Raw genomic sequence first — 15,307 nt, forward strand, 5'->3', positions numbered from 1 at the left:
ATTAGTTGATTTTGGTTTTAATTAGGGGTTTTATTTCTTTTTTAACTTGGGTGATTTCATTTATAGAAATATACTTTGTTTGTGGCTCTAACTTCAATCTAAGAGAAAAAGAAGTATGCTTTAGTTCTATATGGCTTGTTTGAAAACTTTTAGAGTCATTAAGAGACTCCACTGTTTTTTTTAATGGATTTTTTACAATAATACTTTGCAAGATATTAGACTTTTTATCAAGTTGATAACACATTAAATCACCAGAAACAGGCTCTTTTTTAGAATTTTTATTATGGTCTTTTAGTTTCCCTTCTGTTATTATTTTATTTATAAGGCTAACAGTTCTATTTCCGTTCGAAGTTTTTTTAATCGTATAGTTGAGAAAAATGATCTTAGGTGTTTTTTCAATTTTATTAGTGTTTGTAGATAGGCTTTGTTTAGAAGCACATCCTAATAGCATCATAAAAAAGAAAAATGCTATTGTGATTTTGGGGATATTTAACTTTTGCTTTTCCAAAGGTTTAAACGAATAACAAAATTTTGGTAAAGTTAAGAAAATAAAAAAAGAGGCCTAAGCCTCTCTTGTATGATTAATATTAACTCAGTAAGTCTTTATACTTGTCTTTATAGCCATACAGGACAATAATGTTTAAAACTAGTAAGATTAAAGCGCCTGCAATGCTTTCTGGTGCTAACATGGCATGAAACAATGCCGCGTTTACAGAAACACTCATTAAAATTAATGCCAACAATGCTCCAAACTTGTTAAAGATTAATGCCAGCCCTGCAACAATTTCCACAATGGCTACTAGTGTTATTAATTTAACAGAAACTAATGCACCGAAATAAGCTCCAGCCTCAGCAGACATTTCTCCATGGCCTATAAAATGAAAGAACTTATTAAGTCCAAAAAACAAAACAAAAAGCCCGAGAAGTAACCTCACGACCATAAAAACTTTTGAATTCATAATACATGTATTTATTAGTTATTAGATTGAAAGATAGCAAATTAATTTTAATTTGCTGTCGATTTTGTCGAAACTGTATTAATTAACTAACAAACGTTTACCTTCGCTATGGCTACTAAATTCAGGTGCATACATACTCTGTATGGTTGTTATTCCATTGCTCATATCACCTGCATTATTCACTCTTAAATCATATTCAAAAACATAAATACCTTTTGGTAAATAATCAAAAAAGAAATTAGTAGAAGCATCTTTTGTGCTTTCGTAATACCCCAGACCATCTTGCCATTTATATTGTGATAACACATTTATAGGTTCTAATCCTGAAGCTCTCATATCTTTCATATGAACAAATTCCATATTTCGATCGCTGCGTAACTCTATACGAACTCTTACCAGATTACCAACTTTTAAATGGGTTTTTTCTGTAATTTCAGAAATGACTTCACCTGTATCATCATATTGCTTTAAGAATAGTTTTTTCTTTAATTTTAGAGGCGTTTCTGCCGAAGTGATTTTATCTAAATCTTCAAAATATTGCCAGTATAAGCTTCCCCAAGCTATTCCGTTTCCTTTTTTAGTAAGTTTTACCTTGGCCATTTCTGGCTTTATTTCAGAAGCACTCCAAGACGTTTTATAATAACCAGTACCAGCTTCTACTTTTACATTCTCTAATGTTGAAGGTGTTATTTTTTGTCCACCTAAAACAACATCAACCATGTCTGTCACCGATAACCAATCACTTCCTTGAAGTAACAAGGCATATACCGCATCTGTAGTTGCTTTGGTGGTTTTCCATCTATTTGTTTGTTTGTTTTTAAGTAACCAGATTTTTAAGTTATCTATAGTCTCAAGATTTTTTGTATTACTCTGAATGCTGTGGCCAGCCTCAGAAAACGTTTCAATTAAAAGCGCTTGTGTTTCAACTGGTGCTTGATACCAGAACCAAGAGTTGGTATTTGCTTTCCAATACATGCCTAATTCTTCTGAAGTAATGCTTGTTTCTTTTAACGATTTTAAAATCTTATTGGTTGTTTTAGAATCATTAGCTCTGTGAGATACTAAAGCCATTAATCCTTTAGCGTATAAAGATCTGCTTAACCAATATTTTTGAATTTGTGTATGGTAATACGCTGTAATTTTATCCACTTCTTTTGACTTCGCAATATCTGGAAAGAAGCTTCGCATGTATAAATAATGTAACTGCGTGTAGCTTAAATGATCTTTGTTTAAGTCTACTTTAGCATTATATTTTCTAATGTCTTTGTATTCTTTAATGAATTGGCTATCGAGATATTTAATGGCTTTTGAGGTCATTTGAGACGTCTCGACTGCGCTCGACGAGACAGATAACTTATTTAAATGTCCAAATCCAGTAATAATATGTTGCGTAATATATCTGTTTGCACGTCCACCATCAAACCATGCCCAGGCTCCTGAGTCCATTTGATTATCTTCTAATTTTCTGATAGCGGATTGCAATTCATTGTTCATTTTGTTTAAATCGAAAAGTAGCGCAATGCGTTTTTTCTGTTCTATTTCGCTTTGTGCATCTCGTAACCAAGGGGTTTCCTGAATAAGAATAGATTTTAATTCTTCATTCTTTTCTAAGTTAGAAATCAGTACTTTTTGAGACTTCCACTGATTAAAAACGTCCTGAATTCTTGGGTTAGAATTCACTATGTGACTCGCCAAAGCATTCGCATAATAACGGCTAAACGTTTGTTCATTACATTCATACGGGTATTCCATTAAATAGGGGAGTGCTTGCACGGCATACCACGCAGGGTTGGAAGTCATTTCCAGAGTTAATTTATGGTTTTTAAGTGTTTTTGAGGTGTAATTTTTTAGTTTGTCTAGCGTAAAAGTTTTTGTTTGGTTACTGCGAATCCACATAGGAAGTGTTTCGGTAACTAACATTCTATTAGATAGCACTGGTAAGGCGTTTTGTTCGCCATCACTAAAAGTTTCCGATTTGGCAATTACTTTGTATTGAACCGCTTGAATATCATCTGGAATTGATAAATTCCATGATACTTGTGTATTGCTTTTGGCATCAATAGTAAAAGCCCTCTCTGACTCCGCCGAAGGGTGAGTGCTAGCTTGTTTACGGATAAGTTTACTGGAAATGTCTTCTCCAGAAACAGCATCGGTTAACAATAAAATGGCATGTCCAGATAATTGTTTTTCAGTAAGGTTAGCAATTTTAGTACTAATGGTAATTTGGTCCCCTTCTCGTAAAAAACGTGGCGTATTTGGTGTTACCATTAACTCTTTTTGAGTAACTGTAGTTAACGTTCTGGTAGCATGCTCTAACGTTTTTGTATGTGCTAATAACTGCAAGTTCCATCGAGTTAAAGCTTCTGGAGTCGTGAAACTAAAACTAACATTGCCTTCTGCATCTGTTTTTAACTGTGGAAAGAAAAAGGCGGTTTCCTGAAGATTTTTACGGATTTTAACGTTATCGAAGTTTGGCTTTTCAGATTTTTTTTCGATGGTTTCCCTATCTGATTCCAATTCTTCACCAGAATTTAGTTTAGCCTTATCATCTAAATCTAAACTATCTTCTAACTTGTTAGACACAACAATAGATTCTTCTAACATCATTTCTTCTGAGGCCACAGGAGCACCAGCTACACGGCTATTAAGCATTTTTTTGCTTCTGAAACTTGCTGAGTTGAAATATCCAAAGTGATACCCAAACCAATTCAATTGGTCGTAATACTGAGTTGGATAACTACTGATGTTATAATCATTATAAACTCTAAAATAACCTGTGCCAAAGCTCTTGTGGCTATTGGTAGACAAATGCGAATAATAAGTAGGTTTATTAATAGGATTGAAATACCAGCCATGTGATTTAAACTGGTCTAATGAGGCATCATACATACTTGCTAATAACTCTGTGCTAACTTTATCGCCTTTAGGCCCTTTTATCTTAAAACTCCAAGTTTCATCGGTTCCAGGTTTGAGCTTATCTCTAAAGGTTGTTGTTTCAATGTCTAACTGAGTTTTAGGATAGGGAACAAATATATTTAAACTGCCCGATTGAAAACTATTGAAAGCTGCAAAGCTATATTTGACTACAAAGCCACCAGTATCTTCACTGTTTATGGGGATGGAAATTGTTTTTTTGTTCTTATTTAGTTGAATGATGTCCGTTTTTACAATCTTACGATTTTTTTCAACTTGCACCGAAACATTTAAGTTGCTTGCAGCAGAACCTAGTGTAATTAAAGCTTTTTCACCTGCTTTATAGCTTGATTTATTTGTCGTGATGTGAAATAATTGGTTGTCTGCTAAGGTTTTATCAGAATCGCTATATAGAGTCGTTTTAATTTCATCTTTAACCAATTGACCAAACTTGTCTTTACTTTCTAAAATGATAATGTATTTACCTGATTCCCATTTTTTAATTTTACCAAGATTAAGCTTTTTTGTGTGTTCTGTGTTGAATGATGATATAAAAACAAGTTTTCCTTTTTTCCAATTATTAGGATTATGTTCATTAGAGTAAGCATCATATGGAAACAATTTATTAAAAACATCTTCTGGAAATTCTTGATAATCTGGAGCTTCCCAAGGTCTTGGTCTTAAGACTTTGTTAGGAGCATTCAATTTATACATTTTTATTGTTCCTTTTGCTGCTACAAATTCACCATTCAAGTTTCTGGTATCTATTTCAATCGCATTATTTTTTTTAGTTTTATCTATAAGATTAGCCATAGACATATTTGCCATTAATGCATGGTATCCAACATTAACTATCGTAGTTTCACTTCTGGTTTCGCCATTTAAATCGGTAACATCTGCAGTGACTTCATATTTAAAAACAGGAAGGTTTGTTTTGTCAACACCTTGATCTGGAATGGCTTTAAAAGTAATTTCAAATTCTCCTTTATTGTTAGTCATACTTTCACCATGAGTGATTTCTTGAGGTTCACTATTAAACCACGGACGATAAAAATAACACCAACGTGGGTATTCCACCTTTCTATGTACCCGATACACCACTTTAGCATTGGTAATATTGCTTCCAGCATAAGCTATAGCATTCCCTTTTATGGTTACTGAGTCGTTGATTTTATAAGTTTCGGTTATGGGATTAAATGTTGTTTCAAATTTTGGACGCTTATATTCTTCAACCGAGAAGTAAGCAGAACTCTCCATGTCATACCCTTGCTCTGCATCAAATTCTATATAATATTCTCCATTTAAGCCATTATTAGGCAGCATAAATTCACCTGAAACAGAACCAAATTCATTTGTTTTAGACTTTAATATTTTTACTTCTTCACCATTCGCATTATATAAAATGGTGTAAACTTTTTCGTTTGCTAAAACTTCAGATTTCCCTTCTTCTGTTTTAATAGCTATGGCTTTAAAATAAACCGTTTGACCTGGTCTATAAATGCTTCTATCTGTAAATATAAAAGAGCTGCGCTTAACGTCTTCTTGCCGTTCTTTGTAATATCTGTAAACATAATATTCGCCAAAATATGCGAGATCATTAGTATGTTTAACCTTAACTTTTATATATGCATTACGTGCTTTGTTTTTTTCAATTTTCACCTCTCCATATGTATTTGTAGTGAGGTTTTCTGTTTGATAGCTTTTATCATTATTTTTGCTATAGCTTATTTCTACTTTAGCATTACTAATTGGTTTCCCATTATTTCTGTCAATAATTTGAAAGGTTTTATGAGTATTACTTTCAGTTTCAATTAAAGCCAAGTTAGTGACTTGTACTGTGTTAAAAGCAATGGCTTTTCCGTCGTTTTTAGACGATGCAAAAATTAAATAAGCACCATTGTTTAACCCTGAAACTAAAATTTCGGTCGTGTGTATTTGGTAATCACCTTCATTTTGTAGCGTGTTATCCCAGTTTTTATAAGTATCTAACTTTTTAATAAAGGCTAGTTGTTTGTCTTGCCTATATGTTTGATTGAATTTTTCTAATTGACTTCTATTTAGCTTAAATATTTTAAACTGAAGTTGGCTTAAGTTTTTATATCGTATTAATAAACGTGCATTTTGCTGTATAGAAAGAAAATTTTCTGTAGTAATCTGTAAAGAGGGTTGCTCAATTTGTTGTTTTAAAACAGTACATTTTTTAGCACCATCACTTTTAGGGAATTTTGAAATGGCATTATTACAGATTGTAATAGCATCTTTAATTTTCCAGCGATTATCTTCATTTGTTTTAGGTTGATAATTTGCACCATGTTGATTGTAAATAGTCGCTATTTCATAGTCGTATAAAGTAGAAACTTCATGAGTTTTTAAATGGTCTTTTTCAGTTTTTAAGGTGTTTAACAGAATAGATTCTTTGTCGTTAAATGTAGCATGTTGTTTTACAAATTTTAAACGATTAATATTTACGTCTGCTAAAGCAAATGGGGTTTCATCTTTTAAATGAAAACGAATCAAATCCTGATAGATTTTTAAGGCATTTAGTTGTAATGATGTCGTGTCTTTTGAATCTATTTTTAATTTTGAAAACGTTTTGGCATCTTCTAAAAAAACAGGATTGTCGATTTCAAATTTGTAAGCAGGTTTGGTAATATGAGTTTCATCGGTTTTATAAAATAGTAGCGCATTATGATTTAAAAAGTCGAATAATGTAGGTCTGTAAATTTTAGAATCTTTTTGTAAATTTAGAATGTCATCATAATCGCTCAAAGGCTCTAATTGTAACATTAATCCACTTTGTAGCGAATTTTGATAATGTAGATGAATCTCGTTGAATATCGTTTGTAAGTCCCAGGTTCTAAAATCTTCAACTTGCCCTGAGCTTGTCGAAGGGTCTACTTTTTCAGTAGTTTTTGTTCTGTTATAGAATTTCCATCTATTTTGATTATAATATTGCCAATACATGTTAGCCAGGATGCTTTCTAAAACATTTTTTGTTGGAAAGGCACTTTTTTCAATGGTATCTTTAAAATTGTTAATGATTTTAAGTTGGGCATCTTCTTCTAAAACCAAAGCGAATTTGCCTTTAAAAAGCATGCTTTTTATTAGTTGAGGAGCATTTTTATCTTTTTTTGCCAGTTTAGTAATGTCTTCAACAACTTTTAAAGCAGATTTTGGCAAACCTTCTGTTTCAAATTGCTCGACTTTAGCCCATAAGCCTTCATATTTATTGTTTTGAGCATTAGAAAATGAGGCGATAAGTATAATCATTAATAAAGATAAAGTGTTTTTCATTTTTTTAAGTTTGTATCTAAAATACTTTCAAAAGCTATACCAAAAAATAGGAAATGCGTGAACATACAGTTTGGTTGAGTGAAATTAGTTTTTTATGAGTGAACCAGAAAGTTTATTTTTACATTATCGACTATATACATTATGAGAAATTTTTTGCTCGTTTTTTTACTTCCTATAATGACTTTTAGTCAGTCAAACCTTGATGGCATAGAAGCTCTTTTTCAAAAAAAGCAATTTAAAAAAGCACAGCAAAAGGTCAGTGATTATTTGAAAACACACCCTAATAACTTGCAAGCCATTGAATTACTGGGAGATGCTTATGGGCATCAAAAAAAATGGGATGCTGCTATTTTACAATACGAAAAGTTAGTAAAAAATAAAGAGAATGAAGCCAACTATCATTATAAATATGGTGGGGCATTGGGAATGAAAGCTTTGTCTATTAGTAAATTAAAAGCCTTGGGGATTATAGGAGATGTAAAAGAAGCGTTTTTGAAAGCGGCCGAGTTGGATAAAAATCATATTGCTACTCGTTGGGCCTTAGTAGAACTATATATGCAATTACCAGGCATTATAGGTGGTAGTAAAAGTAAGTCATTACTCTATGCTGGAGAATTAGAAGCGCTGTCTAAAGTAGATGGTTATTTGGCAAAAGGGTACGTTTATGAGTATGATGACGAGCCAGAATTAGCTGAAAAGTATTATAAAATGGCAATAAAAGAAGGCGGATCTGTAACTTGTTATAATAAATTGACCACTTTATACGAAAATGAAGAGGAACCAGAAAAAGCTATCGAAAACATAGAAACGGCTCATAAAAAACATCAACGGAATGCCATGCATTACCAAATTGGCAAAGTGGCTGCAGAGTACAATGTAGAGTTACAAAAAGGAGAGCGTTGTTTAAAGGCGTATTTAGATAATTATTCTGCTGAAGATGGGGTTCCTAAAGCCTGGGCGAATTACCGTTTGGCACAAATTCACATGCATAAAAAAAATAAACAAGAGGCTCTAAAATACATCGAGTTAGCTATTGTCGAACTTCCTAAGGTTAAATCGTTTAAAGAACAAAAGGAGAGGATTCTTAATTTGTAGTTTGAGTATTAAGTACAGAGTAAAAAGTATTAAGTATTGTTTTTGGGGATTTTAATTTTTGTTGGAAGTTAGAAGTTGGAAGTCAGGAGTTTTTCAAATTTTAGTTTTACCAATAACCAAACAGCCCGCTAACTTTTATTAAGTTTAATTTGGAATTTGAAATCTGGAGTTTGATATTTGTTGTATGAACGTACATTTTATAGCTATTGGTGGTGCAGCTATGCACAATTTAGCCTTAGCACTACACAATAAAGGCTATCAGGTAACAGGAAGTGACGACACTATTTTCGAGCCTTCGAAATCACGATTAAATGCTAAAGGATTATTACCTGAAACTTTTGGGTGGTATCCGGAAAAAATCACTTCAGATTTAGATGCTATTGTTTTAGGAATGCATGCCAAAGCAGATAATCCAGAATTGTTAAAAGCTCAGGAATTAGGGTTGAAAATTTATAGTTATCCTGAGTTTTTGTACGAGCAGTCTAAACACAAAACTCGTGTGGTTATTGGTGGAAGTCATGGAAAAACAACCATAACATCTATGATTTTACATGTTATGCATTATCATGATAGAGACGTTGATTATATGGTTGGTGCACAGTTAGAAGGTTTTGATGTGATGGTAAAACTCACCGAAGAAAACGATTTTATCGTATTAGAAGGTGATGAGTATTTAAGTTCTCCTATTGATAGACGTCCTAAATTTCACTTATATAAACCTAATATCGCGTTATTAAGTGGTATTGCCTGGGATCATATTAATGTATTTCCAACGTATGGTAACTATGTGGAGCAGTTTAGTATTTTTGTAGACTCTATTGTTAGTGGTGGTAGTATTAGCTATAATGAGGAAGACCTTGAGGTAAAACGCGTTGTTGAAGCCTCAACAAATACTATTCGTAAATTACCATATCAAACACCAGAATATACTGTTGAGAACGGAGAAACCTTATTAGAAACTCTGGAAGGCAATTTGCCTATAGAAGTGTTTGGAAAGCATAATTTAAATAACCTTGCAGGTGCGAAATGGATTTGTCAGCACATGGGTATTGATGAGGATGACTTTTACGAAGCTATTTCTACCTTTAAAGGGGCTAGTAAACGTTTAGAGAAAATAGCGGAAGGTAAAACTAGTGTGGCTTATAAAGATTTCGCACACTCCCCAAGTAAGGTTGAGGCGACTACCAATGCGGTTAAAGAACAATACAAAAATAGAACTTTAGTAGCTTGTTTAGAATTGCATACGTATAGTAGTTTAAATGCAGAGTTTTTAAAGGAATATAAGGGGTCACTTAATGCTGCCGATGTTGCAGTTGTATTTTATTCTCCACATGCGGTTGAAATTAAAAAACTCGAAGAGGTGACGCATGAACAAATTGCTAATGCTTTTCAACGTGATGATTTAATTATTTACACGAATCCAGCTGATTTTAAAGACTTTTTATTCTCGCAGGATTTTGATAATAAGGCTCTTTTATTAATGAGTTCAGGTAATTATGGGGGGCTTGATTTTGATGCTATAAAAAAACAATTCTAGCCTCCAAACCCGCCATAAACCATAAGTGTTTACAAGTTAATTCTTAATAAAACGCTTTATGTATTCGGTGTTGTTTATATTAATTTTTATTAAATAAATGCCATTTGGTAAATTCCTAATTGGAATCCTAAGGTTAGAATTATTTGTTTGTAATTTTGAAATATCATGATTCCCTTTTAATTGTCCTTGCATATTGAAAATACTAATGTTTTTAAAATTAGCTCCTGATAATAAATCACTTTTCAAGGAGATGAATTTACTATTTGTAGGGTTAGGAAACATTTTAATTAATTCTCTAGCATTGGTTGTGTTTTTTGATAAGCTTAAAGGGTTGGGGCCAGAATAAATACCTTTTGCCCAAGCACTTCCTTTTAATGCAAGCCAGAATACATTTATATCTTCTGGGTCTGGTTTTAAATCTGTAATTAGATCTGGTTGTCCTAGGTTATTACTAATTTTAAGCCATGAACTGCCACCATCAAAAGACACGTATGCACCAGGATTAAAAATAGTTACGTTGGCACCTTTATTATTTTGTAAAGGAACATTAACAGTAATTAAATTAGGGTTTATTGGTGATGTTTCTGTTTGCCACACATAGGGCATATCAAAAATCTTTATCCATGTTGCCCCTGCATCAATACTTTTCCAAACTCCGCCTTCGTTAGCATCTGTGCTCGAAAATTGTCCACATGATATAAAAATAGCTTCGGTAGTTTTATCTAAAAACACATGGTTAACAGATTTAATTTCCGAAGGAATAGTTACTTTACTCCAAAATTGTCCGCTATTGTCAGAAAAGTATAAACCGCCAGGTTTTCCAGTAGAAGTCACATTTAGTGCAGCATACATTTGCCAGGGTTTTTTTGGGTGGAATGCTATTCTACGAACACTTGCTTCAGAAGGCATTCCAGTATTTGAAGTCACCCACGTTTGTCCGCCATCAAAACTTCTTTTAACCCCCAAATCTTCTTGACGGGTAATTATTCTAAAAGAAGCATTAACTTCTGCTACAGGATTTTCCATGACGCAGAAATACATTCTATCTGGTAAATCTGGACGAATAAGTAGATTATATTGGAAAATATGATCTAAGGATTCATTTGTTCCTGAATAATCTCCAGAGAATGCAAAAACCACATTGTTCCATGTAGTACCTCCATTGGTTGATTTACGTAAGTACCCTCGGTGATCTTGACGGAATTGTAAAGTAAAAATGATATTGGGATCGTTAGGGTGAACAGCAACAGAGGAGATAGACGTTGCACCATTCGGGTGAACTTGTCCTTCTATTTGTTCTACAGCTACTGTTAAATCGTCTGCATCAGGAAAACCTGAGGCATCTGTAGTTTGCCAAAGCCCATGTTCACCACTACATAAAAGTTTACGATTTGGTACACCAGTTTCTAGCAATAAAAAACGACCAGGTAAATTACTGTCTCCACGACCTATCCATTTTTTACTTCCTGGAAATGTTTCGTCGTCGTCAACCTGTGTCCAAGTAGCTCCATTGTCTGAAGTTTTTAATGTTTGTTGACCAACACTAATAAAAACCTCTCCTCTTTGGTTAATTTCTAAAAAGCGATTACCAGAGTATTCTTCACTATTTTGGGATTCTTCATGAATATGCGCGAAAGTTGTGTTAACTGTACTAGGGCTATTTCTAGCGGTCCAATAACCAGTGTCTGTTCCTCTACTCCAGTATTTACCGGTGCGTACACAAGGGAACCAATTTAGCCCTCCGTCTTCTGTTTTCCATACATCACCTGGACCAAATGTAAAATCATGCTTAGCGTTAAAGGATATATAAATCTCATTTTTATTAGTTGGATTGACTACTAAGCGGTTATAGACGGGTAATACATTTGTATTTGGAAACTGGCTGTAAGTGGCTTTTGCATTTTGTTTATCTATGCCAAACCAATAAGCTATTGTTCTATAATATTTGTCACCAGTAGTAAAACTATCTACACCGTTTGTATTGTTACCGTTGTTAGCGTCTGAAGCAATACGTACACCAAGATTGCCCGTTATGCTAGTCCAGGTAGTTCCAAAGTCGGTACTTTTGTAAACGCCACCAGTAGAATTTACTGTATTTCCATTAGGAGTATAATGTGTTTGTTCGACTAAGTATAGCGTGGTTATAGGATTGCCAGGATTTGTTTTATCTACATGAACATCCATATCTCTTGGTAGGTTGTGAGGTAATCCAGTACCTGGGTTCTTCGTCCAACTAATACCTTTATTTGTACTGTTATATAAACCAAAGTTAGTTGCTGCTATAATATTATTAGAGTTAGTAGGATCAACGACAATTACGCCAACCGATAAGTCGTTTGTATGAGCAGGATCTACAACTACCGGCGTCCAGTTAACACCCTTATTTGTCGTCCTGTAAATATGACCATAAGCAATATAAGGGGCAATATTACCTTGGGGCATTGCCTGAGTTCGGTGATACCCTTTAACATTCCAAAAATCCCCTGCACCTATATACCAGTTATTATCATTGCTAGGATCGACAACCATTTCAGAGTGCCTTCCTTCTATGAGTTCTAAAACTTTAGTCCAACTACGACCTTTATTTTCAGTTCTAAATAAAAAACCTCTTACATTGGTCGCAAAACCTAAATTTGGATCTTGATGAGACAATGTGATATTTTGAACGCGACGCATACCTCGACCATTCCCATCAATTTCTTTTATGGTTTGCCATGTTTTTCCGTTATCAAAAGTACCATAAGAGTTGGATAAATCTGGAGACATATAATAACAATTAGGATCGGTTGGGTGAATCCAAAATTCTTCACAATACCCTGAGTTTCCAGGGCCAAATTGTCTCCATTCAAAATCTGGACTAGAATTTTGCTTGCTAGATTTTAAAGCATTAAAATAATCTGTATCTAGCGTTTGTGCATTGCTACTAATAATGGCCAAAAGCAATAGTGAATAGGTTTTTAAAGACTTAAGTTGTTTTTGAACTTTCATTGTTCTATGTTTTAGACCTTGTAATTTTAAAAAAATCATCATCTACAAAGTTACTTACATATATAAATGCATAGTAGAACTTATGTATTTATCATTGCAACAAAACGTTTAATACCGAACTTGTTAAAAAACTATATATAAGTATATTAAAACGTTATTTATAAGAACTGTTTTTAATTTATATTGGTATATTAGATTAGTAGTAGTAAGAAAGTTTATGCTAAAAGCAATAAAAAGAACAAAAAATCTTAAAGAACAAATTCCAATTCCAATTATTGAAAAGTTTAACTAAAAACCCTATGTAAAACACTCTCAATATTACAAGTGATTGATGATGCTACCTTTGCTGATTAAAATCTGAGATAAGCCCCTCAGAATTTAGCATTCCAAGTTGTCATTTCTTGAGTGAAATTAGCGGTTGGGCAACCATATTCAACTTTTAAAAACTCATTTTTCATAAGAAGATTATGTACCAGATTGTAAATAGCGTCTAATGGGTTTTTTCATTCTGTAAGGGTTTTACAAAGCTATTGGCAAACATTGGTTTCAGAATTTCATTGATAATAACTAGTCCCATATCGTCCTTAGATTTGAAATGGTAATAAAATGCACCTTTAGTTATTTGTGTTGTGGCAATAATGTTATCAATACTATTGGTTTAATAGCCTTTAACGTAGAGATTAATTCAAATGTTTTTTGTAGCATGTTCAATCGGGTTGCTTCTGCCTTTTTTATGAAGGATACCAATTAGTTTGGTAAAGGGACAAAATTGTCTACTTTTCTACAAGCTTTTGATTATTGTTTGTAGAACTGTTTTTCTAACCGTAAAATCATGAAATATATTTAAATTCATCGTCTCAAAAACTGCATAGCCCCAGTATTTAATTGAAAGTCTAAATCTGAAACAAAATAATCAATCTCATGATCTGGGAAACTGAGATTAATGCCACTGATAACATTGCAAATATCTTTATAATAATCTAAAAGTTTATAGTTGTTTGGATCCAGATCCTCTTGCTTACACCATTCTAAAAAATCTGAAGATTCATTAATGGCAACTATGGCTCTAAAAACAATGATGAAATTTAGTATAGGATTATAATAGTCAAGATCATCATACTCATCCGCAACATGAATATTATATATCCCATTATCTATTTTTAAAACGATTGGGATTAATTTTTTGTCAATAGAAATTCCTTTGCCCAACCAAATTGTGATCCCTCGGGCAGCAATAAAGTTTTGAATATCTGTGATCTCAGGGTACATTAATACTGAAATGTATAAATTAAAACCCTTTATTCAAAATTGCATAAACACTTTCTTAATTAAATTTAATCAATGTAGCCTTTTGCTTTCATTAAAGTCGACTAAGAGTCCGTTAAAGATCCATTTTGCTAACGCTTTTCTATTTTGATAACTGAGAATTCGCTTTTGATCTTTTTTACTTTTTATATTGCCTAGTTCAATATATACCATGGCAGGTAAGGTCTTTTTTACTAGGTACAACCCTCTAGATTTTACCGAGCCCGAATATATCCTATTAGGTTGGTATTTAGCATATTTCTCTTTGAACGATTTATGAATATTTTTAGCTAACCGTTTTCCGTTTTTACTGTTATAGTGATGATAGAAAAATACGTCTATATTTTTACCTTTACTTCTGCTATCAACATGAGTTACAATGAGTCTTTGGTAGGCGCCTTTATGTTTCAAGTATAAGCTATTTACAGTTTTAGTACGTTGTCGTAATCGTAATTTTTGACTTTTTGAAATAGGTTTATTTGGAAAATTAACTTCGTCATAATCTACTTCAAGTATTTTTTTATCTCTAATTCCATCATTTTTATCTTTAATAATTATATAAACCTTTGCACCATAAGAAATAAGCCTTCTAGCTAATCGTAATGTAACATCATAAGCATATTCATCTTCAGAAATTAGTTTACCATTGTAAGTCTCTATAGCTCCAGGATCGGGACCACCATGTCCAGAAATTAAATAATAAATGGTACCATTTAACATATCATTTTCTAAAGGAACATGAGCATAGTCTTTACCAAAGAGGGGATTATTAATATGCTTTACTGTTGACTTACTATCGAGAGGTTTATCACTAATTTTTGGTTCTGTATTATCTATTATAATTGGTGTTTCAATAGTAACAATGCTATCCTTTTTTTGTATAGTTGGGAGTCTATATGTTCTACCCTTTACCAAACCATTGTCTGCCGTTAAGCTGTCTTTATTTAACTCAATAAAAGCTTTATAATGCTTTGTTGGCTCAAAGCCATTATTCCGAAGGATAGAATAAATACCATCACCAGCACCAGCCATCACTTTTATTTGAGATGCTTGAGCAATAGCAATACTAGGTGTAGTTAGATATAAAAAGAGGAATAATAATTTTTTTAATATTTTCAATGTCGGTTAATTTTTTGAATCACAACCTCAAAACATATAAAATATGTCAGATCACTCTGTTAAACAACGTTGTTTTTTTATTTTTATTTGTCGAAAA

At 32.9% G+C, this 15,307-nt stretch carries 9 protein-coding genes; 2 read left to right on the forward strand and 7 right to left on the reverse strand.

All coding sequences use genetic code 11. The features are described 5' to 3' along the window. Position 1: 1 nt before the first annotated feature. The 3 genes from EM932_RS12655 to EM932_RS12665 all read right to left on the reverse strand — a co-directional run bounded on the left by EM932_RS12655 (position 2) and on the right by EM932_RS12665 (position 7,166). A complete protein-coding gene (locus EM932_RS12655; protein WP_135877565.1) occupies positions 2 to 508 on the reverse strand; it encodes a hypothetical protein in 507 nt (168 codons plus the stop codon). A 79-nt stretch (positions 509 to 587) separates the two neighbouring features. Continuing rightward, entirely contained in the window at positions 588 to 959 is a 372-nt protein-coding gene (locus EM932_RS12660; protein ID WP_135877566.1) for a DoxX family membrane protein, read from the reverse strand. Between the two features lie 78 nt (positions 960 to 1,037). Beyond that, positions 1,038 to 7,166: an alpha-2-macroglobulin family protein gene (locus tag EM932_RS12665; protein ID WP_135877567.1), complete on the reverse strand. Its 6,129-nt coding sequence runs from the start codon at positions 7,164 to 7,166 to the stop codon at positions 1,038 to 1,040. A gap of 141 nt (positions 7,167 to 7,307) precedes the next feature. Here EM932_RS12665 and EM932_RS12670 point away from each other — a divergent pair, with 141 nt between their 5' ends. Both EM932_RS12670 and EM932_RS12675 read left to right on the forward strand, forming a co-directional pair. Next, the gene (locus EM932_RS12670) at positions 7,308 to 8,261 is read left to right on the forward strand and encodes a tetratricopeptide repeat protein (protein ID WP_135877568.1); all 954 of its coding nucleotides are present in this window, start codon (positions 7,308 to 7,310) and stop codon (positions 8,259 to 8,261) included. A 184-nt stretch (positions 8,262 to 8,445) separates the two neighbouring features. After that, complete coding sequence (locus EM932_RS12675) at positions 8,446 to 9,798, forward strand: UDP-N-acetylmuramate--L-alanine ligase (protein WP_135877569.1); 1,353 nt, start codon at positions 8,446 to 8,448, stop codon at positions 9,796 to 9,798. Positions 9,799 to 9,834: 36 nt separating this feature from the next. On the opposite strand, the gene EM932_RS12680 is transcribed toward EM932_RS12675, so the two are convergent. From EM932_RS12680 to EM932_RS12695, 4 genes are all read right to left on the reverse strand, one after another. Then, positions 9,835 to 12,786: a T9SS type A sorting domain-containing protein gene (locus tag EM932_RS12680; RefSeq protein ID WP_170179797.1), complete on the reverse strand. Its 2,952-nt coding sequence runs from the start codon at positions 12,784 to 12,786 to the stop codon at positions 9,835 to 9,837. Positions 12,787 to 13,276: 490 nt separating this feature from the next. Next, on the reverse strand, positions 13,277 to 13,435 hold the full coding sequence (locus EM932_RS21245; RefSeq protein ID WP_317129372.1) for a TetR/AcrR family transcriptional regulator: 159 nt from the start codon (positions 13,433 to 13,435) through the stop codon (positions 13,277 to 13,279). Positions 13,436 to 13,635: 200 nt separating this feature from the next. Next, entirely contained in the window at positions 13,636 to 14,055 is a 420-nt protein-coding gene (locus EM932_RS12690; RefSeq protein ID WP_135877571.1) for a hypothetical protein, read from the reverse strand. Positions 14,056 to 14,124: 69 nt separating this feature from the next. Further along, positions 14,125 to 15,210: an N-acetylmuramoyl-L-alanine amidase family protein gene (locus EM932_RS12695; protein WP_246041058.1), complete on the reverse strand. Its 1,086-nt coding sequence runs from the start codon at positions 15,208 to 15,210 to the stop codon at positions 14,125 to 14,127. Positions 15,211 to 15,307: the final 97 nt, after the last annotated feature.

Source organism: Flavivirga rizhaonensis, from assembly GCF_004791695.1.
GTDB lineage: Bacteria > Bacteroidota > Bacteroidia > Flavobacteriales > Flavobacteriaceae > Flavivirga > Flavivirga rizhaonensis.

Bases quoted from the DNA above. Each gene is read 5' to 3' on its own strand.
- EM932_RS12660 (WP_135877566.1), bottom strand. From the start codon at position 959: ATGAATTCAAAAGTTTTTATGGTCGTGAGGTTACTTCTCGGGCTTTTT.
- EM932_RS12665 (WP_135877567.1), bottom strand. From the start codon at position 7,166: ATGAAAAACACTTTATCTTTATTAATGATTATACTTATCGCCTCATTT.
- EM932_RS12670 (WP_135877568.1), top strand. From the start codon at position 7,308: ATGAGAAATTTTTTGCTCGTTTTTTTACTTCCTATAATGACTTTTAGT.
- EM932_RS12675 (WP_135877569.1), top strand. From the start codon at position 8,446: ATGAACGTACATTTTATAGCTATTGGTGGTGCAGCTATGCACAATTTA.
- EM932_RS12680 (WP_170179797.1), bottom strand. From the start codon at position 12,786: ATGAAAGTTCAAAAACAACTTAAGTCTTTAAAAACCTATTCACTATTG.
- EM932_RS12690 (WP_135877571.1), bottom strand. From the start codon at position 14,055: ATGTACCCTGAGATCACAGATATTCAAAACTTTATTGCTGCCCGAGGG.